Raw genomic sequence first — 13,105 nt, 5'->3', positions numbered from 1 at the left:
ACCGCGGCAACGGCACGCAGTCGCGCACCGTGCTCGGCCACGATTTCCACTTCCGCAACGTCTCGACCGGCCTGCGTTGGGGCCGCAGCTACCGGCCCGCTCCGGGCGAGTTCGCGTTCGCGATCTCTGGCGCGGCGTGGCGGGCGCTGCCCGAAGACGGCGACATGCTGGCCGCCACCGCTTCCGTTCATCTCGGCCGGCATGCGCAGCTGGTGGTCAGCGGCCGCGAGCACGAATACTGGGACGGCATGCGGGCGCGCTCGCTCAGCCTGGGCAGTACCTACCGGCCCGACGACGAGAACCACATCGGCCTGACGGTCCAGCACACGCTGGCACCCCAACCGGACCAGCGCCTGCTTCTGACTTGGCAGGTCAGTCTGGATCAATAGAGGCGGACGGGCAGACGGACCGCCGGCGGGCGCGGCGCAGCACAGCGGGCTGCGAACTTGCGTCTTGCGTTCTGCGTCTAGCGCGCGAGTTTGCGGACGCGCGGCGATGATGAACGGCGCGCCCTGGCGTGCTTAAGCGGCGAAGGCCAGCACGCCCTCATAGACCAGGAGCAGCGCGCCGCCCAGCAGCACGTTGAGCACCAGGTGCCGCGGGCCGTGATCGACCCGGATGCCCAGGCGCACGCAAACGCAACCCCAGAAGATAACGAGCAGGGCCGCGCCGGCATCTGCCGCGTTGAACGGCTGCCCGCTCGCACGCGACAGCCCCACGTAGGTGAGCCACAGGCCCGTAGCCATCACGCCGGAGGTGGTGACTTCGGCAAACGAGGGGCGGCGCAGCTGGATACCGAGGATCTTCATTGCTGTAGGGGCGGGCGTTGAGAAGTAAGGGTTGACAAGCGCCGCGGTCGCCGCAGCCTGGCCGCAAGTCTAGGCAAGCGCGCCGCGCCGCAGCGCGGTCGGGCGACAGCCATACCGTCCTTGTCGTGCGTTCATACCGCCTTGCCGCTGCCGTCGATCGGCGTCGCGCTGCCGGCATCTGCCGGCCCACGAATCAGCCGTCCTCGGCCGCGCTTGAGACCAGACCGAGCGCTTGCGCTACCGCGACGCCGCGCGCGCTCTGGATCGCCCGGCCGACGTCCGGACCGCGCGCGCCCCGCTCGGCCGCGCCGGCCGCGACCGCGGCGGTGTCGATCGACTGCCCTGCGGCGAGCGCCGCTCGCAATCGCGGCGCGCTCGCATAGGGCGTGTCCTGCAGACCGAGCCGGCCGCGTGCATCGCACTCGCAGGCGAGCAGCACCTCGCCGAAGCGCGCCGGCTTGCGCCAGGCGTCGCAGCGGTCGAGCAGGCGCACCAGCGCGGTCGCGCCGAACTCGCTGCTGCGGTGGATGTTGCCGTGCTCGCGGGCCACCACTTCGGCAAGCTCTCGGCAATCGGTCGGCACGCGCAGCCGCTCGCTCACCGCGCGCAGCAGCATCACGCTGCGGCCTTCGTGGCCGGTGTGGCGCGGCAGCACCTCGGCGGGCGTCGTGCCCTTGCCGAGGTCGTGGCCCAGGCAGGCGTAGCGCACGGTGAGCGGCGCCTGCAACTGCGCGCTCATGTCGAGCACCATCATGAGATGCACGCCGGTGTCGATCTCAGGGTGGTAGTCCGCGCGTTGGGGCACGCCCCACAGGCGTTCCACTTCCGGCAGCAGCCTCTTCAATGCATCGCAGTCGCGCAGCACGTCGAACAGGCGCGAGGGCCGCGCTTCCATCAGCCCGCGCGAAAGCTCCTGCCACACCCGCTCGGGCACCAGCGCATCCGCCTCGCCGGCGGCCACCATCCCGCGCATCAGCGCGATGGTTTCGGGCGCCACCTCGAAGTCGGTGAAGCGCGCCGCGAAACGCGCCACGCGCAGGATGCGCACCGGGTCCTCGGCAAAGGCCGGCGATACATGGCGCAGCAGGCGGGCCTCGAGGTCGCGCCGGCCGCCGTGCGGATCGATCAGCGTGCCGTCCGACGTGCGGGCGATCGCGTTGATGGTCAGGTCGCGGCGCGCGAGGTCCTGCTCCAGGCTCACGTCGGGCGCCGCGTGGAAGGCGAAGCCGTGGTAGCCGGGCGCGGTCTTGCGCTCGGTGCGGGCGAGGGCCACTTCCTCGCGTGTTTCGGGATGCAGGAAGACCGGGAAGTCGCGGCCCACCGGCAGATAACCGGCCTCGATCAGCTGCTTCGGCGTGGCGCCGACCGCGACCCAGTCGCGGTCGTGGACGGCGCGTCCGAGCAGCGCATCGCGCACCGCGCCGCCGACTTCGAAGAGTTGCATGCGAGGCAGTTTAGGGCGGCGCCGCGGCGCGAGCGGAAAAGGAAACAGGGGCCGAAGCCCCTGCTGTGTTCGGCGTTCAGCGCGCGTCTTCAGTCGACGCGACGGCGCTTGGCCATGAAGCCGACCATGCCCAGGCCGGCCAGCATCAGCGCATAAGTGCCGGGCTCGGGCACGGCCGCGGTGATCGTGCCGTAGAGCGCGGCGCTGCCGTGGTGTTTCTCGTTGATGACGAAGTCGAGGTTGTTGCCGTTCTGGCTGACGCCCGGGCGGCCGCTGAAGTCGCCGGCGCTCAGGGTCAGCAAGTAGCCCGAACCGACGTCGTAACTCTGACCGAACAGGTTGAGAAAGGACACCGTGTCGGCCTGCGGGTTGGTGGTGCTCGCCAGCTTGACATCGATGAACTTGGATTGCCCGGGCGTGTCGGTCGGCAGTGCGAAATCCAGGTTGAGCCGGAAGTCGAGGTCGGTCAGGAAGCCGGCCGTGTCCACCGAGTTGTAGAACTTGAAACTGCCCAGCTCGAAGGCGGTGCCGACCGTGCCCGCGAAGCTCGCCGCATTGCCGTTGCTCCTGCCGACCGAATCGAACTCCAGCGTGCTCTTGCAATCGAAGATGCAATAGAAGTTGAAGATGTCGTTGCCGAAGGAAACCTTCGAGCCGTTTTGGCTGTACGACGCATTGCCGGCCGGCTGCGCCCCCGAGAAGCTCCCGCTGACCGTGCCTTGAACGGCTTGCGCACTCGCCATGCTGCCGATGACACCCAGCGCCACTCCCACCATCGTCTTCTTGAAGATCATGCTCTTGTCCTTTTGGTGCTTGATCACGACACGTCGCCCTGACCGCCAGCGCAATGTAGGAGCGAAGCCTCGCGCGCGGTCCCCCCGGGCACGGGGACGTTCCCGCATTCGGGTGGCAGTGCTGACAAGGAGCTGGACGGCCAGAGCTCAGCCGCGTGATGCATTTCACGGCGCCCGTCGCCACGCGCAGCCCGCATTGCTGCGCCCGCAGCGACGGTGTCGCTTCAGCGCGACGTGCGGTAAGGCTCCTCGAACGCCAGGAACTCGCGCTCGGCCAAGGCTTCACGCACCCAGGCCTGCATGCCCGGCAGCGCGAAGACCGCCTCGATGTAATCAGCGATCGGCTTCGGCACCGGCAGGCCGTAACTGCGCAGCCGGCTGCACACCGGTGCGAAATAGGCATCGGCAATGGTGAAGCGGCCGAACAGGAGCGGCCCGCCATGCTCGTCGAGCAGCGCACCCCACAGCGCAAAGAGGCGCTCGAGATCGGCCCGCACTGCAGGCTCCTCGCGCATCAGTCGCGCGCCTACGTCGGGCAGCAGGGCCTCGACGTTCATCGGGCAGTGGCTGCGCAGCGCACCGAAGCCCGCATGCATCTCGGCGCAGACGGTGCGCGCGCGGGCGCGGGCTCGCGCGTCGTCGGGCCACAGCCGGTGCTCGGGAAAGCGCTCGGCCAGGTACTCGGCAATTGCCAGGGTGTCCCACACGTGCAGGTCGCCGTCGATCAGCACCGGCACCTTGCCGGCGGGCGTGTGCACCGCCAGCGAACGCTTGAAGCGCGAGTCCGGCGTGAACGCGTCGAAGCGGATCTGGATTTCGTCGAAGGCGATGCCGGCCTGTCGCATCAGCACCCACGGGCGCAGCGACCACGACGAATAGTTCTTGTTGCCGATGACGAGTTGCATGCTGCCTCCAATGAGGCGCTCATGCTACGCAAACGCGTCGGCGATCAATCGAAAAAATGCGCATCGCAGTGATGTTTGCCGGGCTCGGGGGCGAGCGCCGGTCGCGGTCAGCCTGTCAGTCGCGCCGCGCCGTGGCGCGCATCTCGTCGAGCCGGGCGGTGCCCCGGCCCGGGCTGAGATAGCTGGGCGCAATCGCCTCCAGCGAAGCCGGCGTGATGCCGAGCTCGGCGAGACCGGGAAGCGCCCCGCTCGCGACGTTGGGCACGCTCATCGAGTCGAGGTTGTCTCTCGACATGAGCGGCTCGCCGGGGGCCAGGCTCATCAATCCGGCCTGCAGGCGGGCAAGCCCGTCGGGCAGCGCGAGGATCGGCCGCTCGTGGCCTGACCAGCGCCCGGCAAGTCGCACCAGATCGCGCAGCGTGTAGACGGTGGGCCCCGTGCATTCGTAAGCCTGACCGATCGTGGCGTCGTCGTCCAGGCAGCGCACGATGGCCGCGGCCACGTCTTCCACCCACACCGGCTGGAAGCGCGCGTCGGCGCCGGCCAGCGGCAGCACCGGCAGCACGCCCTGCAGCTTCGCGAACAAATTCAGGAAGCGGTCGCCGGCGCCGAAGATCACCGACGGTCGCAGCCGCGTCACGTCGAGCGAGGGGTCGGCGAGCGCCGCCTCGCCGGCGGCCTTGGAGCGCAGGTAGTGCGAGGGCCCCGAGACGGACGCGCCCAGCGCGCTGACGTGGATGACGCGCCGCACGCCGGCTTGCACGCACGTGCGCGCCAGGCGGCGCGGCAGGCCGACATGCACGCGCTCGAAGTCGTCCGGGCTGCCGTGCAGGATCGCCACCAGGTTGATGACCGCGTCGCTGCGCTCGACCAGGCGCGACAGTTGCGCGTCGTCATGGACGTCGGCTTCCGTCAGTTCGATCGTCGGCAGCGGCAGCAGGTGCTTGGCACGCTGCGGCCGACGGCTGGGCACCACGAGGCGCCCGGTGGCGCCGCCGAAGTGTTCGACCAGCTGCTCGCACAGGGCGCTGCCGACGAAGCCGGTGCCGCCCAGGACCAACAGCTTTTGCACGTTGCGCGCGCTCATGGCAACTCCTTTGCTTCGGCCGGCTCTTCCGTCAGCCGCGGGCCGATCTTCTGGCCGAGCCGGGCGCGCAGCGACTGCGGCTCGCCACTGAAGAGGGCGGCGTAGTCGGTAGTGTTGGAAAGCACTTTCTTGACGTACTCGCGCGTCTCGCCGAAAGGGATGTTCTCGGTCCAGGCCGCGGCATCGAGCACCGGCCCTTCACGCCAGCGGCGTGGCCGGTTCGGGCCGGCGTTGTAGCCCGCGGCGGCCATCGCCTGGGAGCCTTCGAAGCTGTCGAGCATGAGCTTGAGGTAGCCGGTGCCCAAACGAAGGTTCATGTCGGTGTCGTTGATGCGGCCCGGGCGGAAATCGATGTCGAGCTTTCGAGCCGTCCAGCGGGCGGTGGCCGGCATGAGCTGCATGAGGCCGGAGGCGCCGACATGCGAGCGCGCATCCATGATGAAGCGCGATTCCTGGCGGATCAGGCCGTACACGTACGCCGGGTCGATGCCGGTGTCGCGGGCGCGTGCCAGCACGGCTTCGCGCAGCGGCGTGGGGAAGCGCTGGCGCATGTCGACCAGCTCGCGGGTGCGCTCGCTGGTGTTGATGCAGCGGTCCCACGCTTCTCGGTCGCAAGCCAGCTGCGCGGCGGCGAGCAGTTCGCGGTCGCCCAGGCCGCGGATCGAGTAGTTCCATTCGCGCACGCCCTCGCTGCGCAGGCCCAGCTCGATGAGCAGGAGTGCGCGCTGCAGGCCGGGTTGCGCAGCGGCGGCGGCGCGCTCGTCGGCCGTGAGTGCTGCGGGCGCGGGGGGCAGAACCAGCGGCCGGCCGAGTTCTTCCATGGCCAGCTTGCCGTAGAAGTGCAGGGGGCTGGCGATCGACACCAGCAGATCGCGCGCCTCGGCCGTCAGGGCGCCGCCCGCCTGGCTGTCCGGGGCCAGCGCTTTCAGCGCATGTGCCTTCCAGTAGACCCAGGTCGTCTCGCGCTGTTCGGCGTCGCTCATGGCGTTGATGGCCTGCATGAGCTGCTGCCAGCGGCCGGCGCCGTTGTTCGCGCGCAGCGCGGCACGGGCTTTCCAGGCCAGCGTGTCGTCAGGCAGTTCGAACTCGTCGCCGTTGCGGCGCGAGGTTTCGGCGCGCTGGAAATGATCGCTGGCGGCCGTGTCGAGCCGGATGGCAGCCTGCTTGCCCAGGCTGGCCCAGAGCCAGGCGACGGTCGCCGACGGCAGTTCGGCCGCCCAGCGCTCCTGCAGGCGGACGGCCGCGGCTTCGGGGTCGCGGGCGCCGGCGCGGATCAGCGCCAGTGCGGTGATCTCGCGCGCCTGCGGGCCGCCTGCCGAGGCCTTGCGCTGCAGGTAGCGGGTGGGGTCCGCAAAGATTTCGCGGACTGCACCTGCCACGTTGTCGCCCAGCAGGGCCGCCGCCTGACGCGCCTCGTTCGGGCGGTTGAATTCGACCGCCAGCCGGGTCTTGAGCCACACGTCGGCGTCAGTGAAGCGCTTGGCCTCGTAGAGCGTGGTCGCCAGCAGCGCGCAGCCGTCGTCGTCGGTGCGCTGGGCGCGCCAGGCAGCTAAGGCCTCTCGCTTCACGTCGTCGCCGTCGAGGTGGCGGGTCAGCAGCCAGTAGCAGCTCGCCTCGCGGTCGTCCTTCAGCTCGAAGCGCGGGTACTCGACGCGGTAGTTGGCCCAGTCGCGGCGCTTGCCGAGCTCGAGCAGCCAGTCGTTGCGCAGGCGGTCTTCGAGGTAGCTGCCCGGCCAGCGCGCGTAGAAGGCGTCGAGGTCGGTTTGCAGTGCCTGCGCCAGCCGGTTGTGGAGCTGCCAGTAGTCGGTCCAGATGCCGAGCGGGTGTTTAGCCGCCCCGGTCGCGGCGTGAGCGGCATCGAGGCGGCTCTGGTCGCGCTTGCGCAGCGCGTCGGCCGCTTCGAGCACCGCCTCGTTGCCAGGGTTCTGGGCAGCGGCTGGCATCGCAGGAAAGGCCAGCACGAGAGCGAGGCTGCCCAGGCCGAAAATGCGGGCGACCGGCCCGACGCGCGCGGCGCGGGCAGTGCGCGCGCGGCCGGCGCCATGGAAGCGATCCGGGAAGAAGGTCATGCCTGAGGGATTCGGGTGAGAGCCGGCGAAGCCGGCATGGAGGGGCGGCCGGCGAGTGCGCCAACCTGCGTCGCGTTTGAATTTAACCCAGCACTTTGCGGTGAGCGCATCTGCAGGACATAGCAATGCACGACATTCGCCGGCATGTCGGCTCGGCGCGCGGCCAGGGCGCAGCGGCCGCCAGCGACGTGCAGCCCCGGCCCCGCCGCGCGGCAAAATGCGGTGACAACCGACACGGACCGCCCATGACGCTGCCCTTCGACCCGCTCAGCGCGCCGCGCGACAAGGCGCAACTGCGCCGCATGCTGCGGGCCGAGCGCCTCAGCCTGACCGACCGGCCCGCCCGCGAGGAACAGCTGCAGAGCGCGCTGCGCGTGTGGCTCACGCAGCGCGAGGACGTGACGGTGGGCGCCTACTGGGCCATCAAGGGCGAATTCGACGCGCTGCCCGCCCTGCACCGCTGGACCGAGGGCCGCGGCCACGGCACCGGAGAGGGCCCGCCACGGCGGATCGGCCTGCCGGTGATGAACCGCCAGACCAAGCACTTGCGCTTTCATCAGTGGTACCCCGGCTGCCCGATGGAAGAGGATGCCTACGACATCCCCAAGCCCAAGGGCACCGACGTGATGGTGCCGACCTTGCTGCTGGTGCCTTGCGTCGGCTTCGGGCCGAGGGGCGTGCGTCTGGGTTACGGGGGTGGCTTCTACGATCGCACGCTCGCCGGGCTCGAGCCGCGGCCCTATACCGTGGGCCTGGGCTTTCGCCACGGTTACATCGATTGGCTCGAGGCCGAGCCGCACGACATTCCACTCGACGCCATGCTCACCGAGGACGGCGTCGTCTGGTCGCGCGAAACCTGACGCCTGCTGGAGAGCGCATGGCCCGCAAACCCAACGCCGATCCCTTCGAGCCCTTTCGCGTCGGCCGCAAGCTGCGGCTGAAGAACTTCGATCCGGCCGAGAAGCCGTTCTCGATCGGCAAGCGCGAGGACGACGACGCGCGGCTCACCGAACTGGCCTTGGAGATCGACCGACTGCAGGACCTGCTCCACGCCAACGGCACGGCCGGCGCGCACTGCAAGCTGCTGGTGGTGCTGCAGGGCCTCGACACTTCCGGCAAGGACGGCACGGCGCGCGCTGTCTTCACGCACTGCAGCCCGTTGGGCGTACGCGTGTCGGGCTTTCGGGCGCCGAGCGAGATCGAGCGAGCGCACGACTTCCTGTGGCGCGTGCACCAGTTGGTGCCGCGCGCCGGCGAGATCGCGGTGTTCAACCGCAGTCACTACGAGGACGTGCTGGTGCCGGTGGTCGAGGGCTGGATCGACGTTGCCGAGCGCGACCGGCGCCTGGCGCATATCAACGATTTCGAGCGGCTGCTGGTCGAGACCGGCACCACGGTCGTCAAATGCTTCCTGCATATCTCCAAGGACGAGCAGAAGGAGCGCCTGCAGGCGCGGCTCGACGACCCCGCCAAGCAGTGGAAATTCCATGCCGACGACCTGACGGTGCGCGCCAAATGGAAGCAGTACGCGGCCGCCTACGAGACCGCGCTGGCCGCTACGTCGACGAAGCACGCGCCGTGGTACGTGATCCCGGCCGACAGCAAGAGCCACCGCAATCTGATGATCGCGAGCCTGGTGGCGCAGGTGCTGGCCGGCATGAACCTCGTGCCGCCCGCGCCGGACTACGACCCGAAAGCGGTGCAGATCGATTGAGCCGGCGCAGCCAGAGCGACGCCGCGCAAAGGACCGCTCAGCGGGTGCCGAGCCGCTGGCAGATTTGCAGCACGAGGGCCGACTGATTGAGCGTGTAGAAGTGCAGCGAGGGCGCGCCGCCGGCGATGAGGCGCTCGCACAGTCTCGTTACCACCTCCAGACCGAAGGCGCGGATCGATGCGGTGTCGTCCATGTAGCCTTCCATCTTCAGCGCCACCCAGCGCGGAATCTCGATGCCGTCGCGCATGGCGAACTGCGCGATGCGCGCGTAATTGTGAAAGGGCATGATGCCCGGCACGATCGGCACCTCGACGCCCAGCGCGCGCACCTCGTCCACGAAGTGGAAGTAGGCGTCGGGGTTGAAGAAGAACTGCGTGATCGCGGCGTCGGACCCGGCCTTGATCTTGTCGGCGAAGTGCTGCAGGTCGCGCTTCGCGTAGCGCTGCTGCGGGTGGTATTCCGGGTAGGCGGCCACCTCGATGCGCAGGTCGCTGCCCTCGGTTTCGCGGATGAAGGCGATCAACTCGCTGGCATAACGGAATTCGCCCGCCGTGGCCGTGCCGCTCGGCAGGTCGCCGCGCAGCGCCACCAGGCGGCGGATGTCCTGCGCGCGGTAGGTGGCCATGATCTCCGTGATCTTGGCGCGCGTGGAGCCCACGCACGACAGATGCGGCGCCGCTTCGAAGCCCATTCGCGCGATGTCGATCACGGTGGACAGCGTGCGGTCCTGCGTCGAGCCGCCCGCGCCGTAAGTGACGCTGAAGAACTCGGGCGCGACGCTGCCGAGCTCCTGCACCACCCCCTTGAGCTTTTCGCCGCCGGCCTCGGTGGTGGGCGGGTAGAACTCGAAGCTGACGGGAACCGGCAACGCGGCCGGCGCGAGAGTCGCATTCATCCATTGACCTCCAGGGGCCGCGACATCGGCGCGGCCCAGACGAAAAATTCACGGTTGCCATCGCCGCCGTTCACGGCGCTGGCGAAATAGTCGAGCACTTGCCAGCCGCTTGCCCTGCAGGCGCCGCGGAGGGCGGTTTCCACGCGCAAATACTGGCGCTCGTCCTTCACGACCCCGCCCTTGCCGACATGCTCCGGCCCCACCTCGAACTGCGGCTTGACGAGTAGCAGCGCTTGGCCGTGTGGCGCGAGCCAGGGCGCCAGATGCACGATCGACGCAGCCAGCGAGATGAACGACAAATCTGCGACCAGCACGTCGAAGCCTGCTGCGGGCGCCTCGTCGGACAGTGCGGAGCCGACGAGTTGGCGCACGTGCAGGCCTTCGAAAGCGCGCACGCGCGCATCGCTGCGCAGCCGCGGGCGCAACTGCCCATGGCCGACGTCGAAGCCGATCACGCGCGCCGCGCCGCGCGACAGCAGCACCTCGGTGAAGCCGCCGGTGCTCTGACCGGCGTCGAGGCACACGCGGCCTTCGACCGCCACGCCGGTGCGGATCAGCGCGGCGTCGAGCTTGAGCCCGCCGCGCGAGACCCAACGGGTCTCGGCGTCGTCGGTGATGCGCAGCGGTGCATCGTCGGTGAGCTCCTCACCCGCCTTGCGCAACGCCGCCCAGCCCTGCGGAGTGCGGCGCTCGACGGCGCCGCACCCGATGAGCCGCTGCGCGGCCGATCGGCTCGGGGCCAAGCCCTGCGCGACCAGCAACTGGTCTGCGCGCATGTCAGGCCTTGCGCCCGGCCGCCCCGAGGAAGGCCTGCGCCCCCATCGGCGGCAGCGAACCAAGCCAGCGTCGGCGCTTCATCTCAGTAGCGGTAGGTGTCGGCCTTGTAGGGGCCGGCCTTGTTCACGCCGATGTAGGCGGCCTGCTCGTCGCTCAGCTCGCTAAGCATGGCACCGACCTTCTTCAAATGCAGGCGCGCCACCTTCTCGTCGAGGTGCTTGGGCAGCACGTAGACCTTGCCGGACTCGTACTCGCCGCTCTTGGAGAACAACTCGATCTGCGCAATGGTCTGGTTGGCGAAGGACGAGCTCATCACGAAGCTGGGGTGGCCCGTGGCGCAGCCCAGGTTCACCAGGCGACCCTTGGCGAGCAGCGTGATCTTCTTGCCGTCGGGGAACTTGATGTGGTCGACCTGGGGCTTGATTTCGTCCCACTCCAGCTTCTCGAGTGAGGCGACGTCGATCTCGTTGTCGAAGTGGCCGATGTTGCAGACGATGGCCTCGTCTTTCATCGCCGCCATGTGCTCGTAGCGGATCACATTCTTGTTGCCGGTGGCGCTGACGAAGATGTCGGCCTTGTCGGCGGCGTACTCCATCGTCACGACCTTGTAGCCTTCCATCGCCGCTTGCAGCGCATTGATGGGGTCGATCTCGGTCACCCACACCTGCGCCGACAGGGCGCGCAGCGCCTGCGCCGAGCCCTTGCCCACGTCGCCGTAGCCGGCCACGCAGGCCACCTTGCCGGCGATCATCACGTCGGTCGCGCGCTTGATCGAATCGACCAGCGATTCGCGGCAGCCGTAGAGGTTGTCGAACTTGCTCTTGGTGACCGAATCGTTGACGTTGATGGCGCGGAACAGCAGCGTGCCCTTCGCGCTCATCTCGTTGAGGCGGTGCACGCCGGTCGTGGTCTCTTCGGTCACGCCGATGATCTGCCCGCTCTTGCGGCTGTACCAGGTGCCGTCCTGCGCGAGCTTGGCCTTGATGGCGGCGTACAGGCAGGTTTCCTCTTCGCTTGTCGGGTTGGCCAGCAGCGAGGCGTCCTTCTCGGCGCGCTTGCCCAAATGCATGAGCAGGGTGGCGTCGCCGCCGTCGTCGAGGATCATGTTCGGGCCTTCGGCGTCCGATCCCTTGGCGCCGAACTCGAAGATGCGGTGCGTGTAGTCCCAGTAGTCGGTGAGCGACTCGCCCTTGTACGCGAACACCGGCGTGCCCTCGGCCACCAGCGCGGCGGCCGCATGGTCCTGTGTCGAGAAGATGTTGCACGACGCCCAGCGCACCTCGGCGCCCAGCGCCTGCAGCGTCTCGACCAGCACGGCGGTCTGGATCGTCATGTGCAGCGAGCCGGTGATGCGTGCGCCCTTCAGCGGCTGGCTCGTGGCGAACTCCTGGCGGATCGCCATCAGACCGGGCATCTCGGTCTCGGCGATCTTGATCTCCTTGCGGCCCCACGCGGCGAGCGAGAGGTCGGCGATGACGTAGTGGGTTTCGGGCAGCGGTTTGAGAACGGCACTCATGGCAGATGTGACTCCGGTTCGACGATGAACCGCAGGCCTGAGCACGAAAGGGAGGATCGCTTGGCGACCATGGACCCACCGCGCATCGATAAAACCTGCGGGTGAGCGCCGTTGCCTGGTGAAAGGTTCCGAGCCTGGCAGTGGCCTGTCGATACAAGGCGACCGTCGCAACGCTCCTCGGAAGCGGAAATTGTAGCCACACCGCCGCGCCTGCATGCCCCGAGCCCGGGGAGCCCCGGGTGAACCCGGTAGCATTCCGCGCCTGCGCACGCTCGCCGGCTGCCGTATCGCCGTGCGTCCATGCGCTCGCGCCCCGCGGCCCAGGAGCCTTTTTCGTGTCACTTTCCTCGCATGCCACCGAGGTGCGGCGCCGCCGCACTTTCGCCATCATTTCCCACCCCGACGCCGGCAAGACCACCTTGACCGAGAAGCTGCTGCTGTTCTCGGGCGCGATCCACATCGCCGGCAGCGTGAAGGCCCGCAAGGCCAGCCGCCATGCGACCTCCGACTGGATGGAGATCGAGAAGCAGCGCGGCATTTCCGTGGCCAGCTCGGTCATGCAGATGCTCTACCGTGACTGCGTCATCAACCTGCTCGACACGCCCGGCCACAAGGATTTTTCCGAGGACACCTACCGCGTCCTCACCGCAGTCGATTCCGCGCTGATGGTGATCGACGCGGCCAACGGCGTGGAGCCGCAAACGCGGCGGCTGATCGAGGTGTGCCGCCAGCGGGGCACGCCCATCATGACCTTCGTCAACAAGATGGACCGCGAGGGCAAGGAGCCGCTGGAGCTGCTCGACGAGATCGAGCAGGAGCTCGGCATGCCCTGCGTGCCGATGACCTGGCCGGTCGGGCAGGGCAAGGCCTTCGGCGGCATCGTCGATCTGCGCCGCCGGCACATGCGGCTGTTCAGGGCGGGCGCCGACAAGCGCGGCGCTGATGACGAAACCGTTGCGCTGACCGAGCGTGTGACCTTGCTGAAGCGCTTCGGCCACGACTACGAGCAGGCTGAACAGACCGTAGAGCTGCTGCAGGGCGCCGCGCCGAGCTTCGACGAGGCGGCTTTCGTCGCCGCGCGCCAGACGCCGGTGT

Annotated in this window: 13 protein-coding genes and 1 riboswitch; of the genes, 4 read left to right on the top strand and 9 right to left on the bottom strand. The window is 68.8% G+C overall.

Annotation, left to right across the window (positions count from 1 at the left end; translation table 11 throughout):
- Window positions 1–389: hypothetical protein (locus H0W38_RS06225; RefSeq protein WP_292452179.1), on the top strand; the 389-nt coding region annotated here is incomplete at its 5' end.
- A gap of 132 nt (window positions 390–521) precedes the next feature.
- Here H0W38_RS06225 and H0W38_RS06220 read toward each other — a convergent pair.
- From H0W38_RS06220 to H0W38_RS06195, 6 genes are all read right to left on the bottom strand, one after another.
- The gene (locus H0W38_RS06220) at window positions 522–809 is read right to left on the bottom strand and encodes a hypothetical protein (RefSeq protein WP_292452178.1); all 288 of its coding nucleotides are present in this window, start codon (window positions 807–809) and stop codon (window positions 522–524) included.
- 193 nt (window positions 810–1,002) lie between these two features.
- Entirely contained in the window at window positions 1,003–2,253 is a 1,251-nt protein-coding gene (locus tag H0W38_RS06215; RefSeq protein ID WP_292452175.1) for a multifunctional CCA addition/repair protein, read from the bottom strand.
- A gap of 89 nt (window positions 2,254–2,342) precedes the next feature.
- Entirely contained in the window at window positions 2,343–3,074 is a 732-nt protein-coding gene (locus H0W38_RS06210) for a PEP-CTERM sorting domain-containing protein (protein WP_292452173.1), read from the bottom strand.
- Between the two features lie 197 nt (window positions 3,075–3,271).
- Window positions 3,272–3,952, bottom strand: a complete 681-nt coding sequence (locus H0W38_RS06205) for a glutathione S-transferase family protein (RefSeq protein WP_292452171.1) — start codon at window positions 3,950–3,952, stop codon at window positions 3,272–3,274.
- A 115-nt stretch (window positions 3,953–4,067) separates the two neighbouring features.
- Window positions 4,068–5,024 (bottom strand): complex I NDUFA9 subunit family protein, encoded by a 957-nt coding sequence (locus tag H0W38_RS06200; protein ID WP_292452181.1) that lies wholly within the window; start codon window positions 5,022–5,024, stop codon window positions 4,068–4,070.
- Window positions 5,025–5,035: 11 nt separating this feature from the next.
- On the bottom strand, window positions 5,036–7,108 hold the full coding sequence (locus H0W38_RS06195; protein WP_292452169.1) for a lytic transglycosylase domain-containing protein: 2,073 nt from the start codon (window positions 7,106–7,108) through the stop codon (window positions 5,036–5,038).
- 245 nt (window positions 7,109–7,353) lie between these two features.
- Here H0W38_RS06195 and H0W38_RS06190 point away from each other — a divergent pair, with 245 nt between their 5' ends.
- Both H0W38_RS06190 and H0W38_RS06185 read left to right on the top strand, forming a co-directional pair.
- Window positions 7,354–7,968: a 5-formyltetrahydrofolate cyclo-ligase gene (locus H0W38_RS06190; protein WP_292452167.1), complete on the top strand. Its 615-nt coding sequence runs from the start codon at window positions 7,354–7,356 to the stop codon at window positions 7,966–7,968.
- 17 nt (window positions 7,969–7,985) lie between these two features.
- A complete protein-coding gene (locus H0W38_RS06185; RefSeq protein ID WP_292452165.1) occupies window positions 7,986–8,822 on the top strand; it encodes a PPK2 family polyphosphate kinase in 837 nt (278 codons plus the stop codon).
- Between the two features lie 37 nt (window positions 8,823–8,859).
- Here H0W38_RS06185 and metF read toward each other — a convergent pair whose 3' ends face one another.
- From metF to ahcY, 3 genes are all read right to left on the bottom strand, one after another.
- Window positions 8,860–9,717, bottom strand: coding sequence for a methylenetetrahydrofolate reductase [NAD(P)H] (metF, locus tag H0W38_RS06180; RefSeq protein ID WP_292452163.1), 858 nt, complete (start codon window positions 9,715–9,717; stop codon window positions 8,860–8,862).
- Window positions 9,714–10,493, bottom strand: a complete 780-nt coding sequence (locus H0W38_RS06175) for a TlyA family RNA methyltransferase (protein WP_292452161.1) — start codon at window positions 10,491–10,493, stop codon at window positions 9,714–9,716. The genes metF and H0W38_RS06175 overlap by 4 nt, the downstream gene beginning before the upstream one ends.
- Window positions 10,494–10,576: 83 nt before the next feature.
- The gene (ahcY, locus tag H0W38_RS06170) at window positions 10,577–12,010 is read right to left on the bottom strand and encodes an adenosylhomocysteinase (protein ID WP_292452159.1); all 1,434 of its coding nucleotides are present in this window, start codon (window positions 12,008–12,010) and stop codon (window positions 10,577–10,579) included.
- Between the two features lie 96 nt (window positions 12,011–12,106).
- A riboswitch (S-adenosyl-L-homocysteine riboswitch) is annotated at window positions 12,107–12,195 on the bottom strand.
- 150 nt (window positions 12,196–12,345) lie between these two features.
- Between ahcY and H0W38_RS06165 the strand changes: the two genes are divergently transcribed.
- Window positions 12,346–13,105: GTP-binding protein (locus H0W38_RS06165; protein ID WP_292452157.1), on the top strand; the 760-nt coding region annotated here is incomplete at its 3' end.

It is taken from the genome of Methylibium sp. (genome assembly GCF_013817365.1).
Classification (GTDB): domain Bacteria; phylum Pseudomonadota; class Gammaproteobacteria; order Burkholderiales; family Burkholderiaceae_C; genus Methylibium.
The sequence above is the reverse complement of the archived record's forward strand: the minus strand, read 5'-3'. Positions and strand labels throughout refer to the sequence as shown.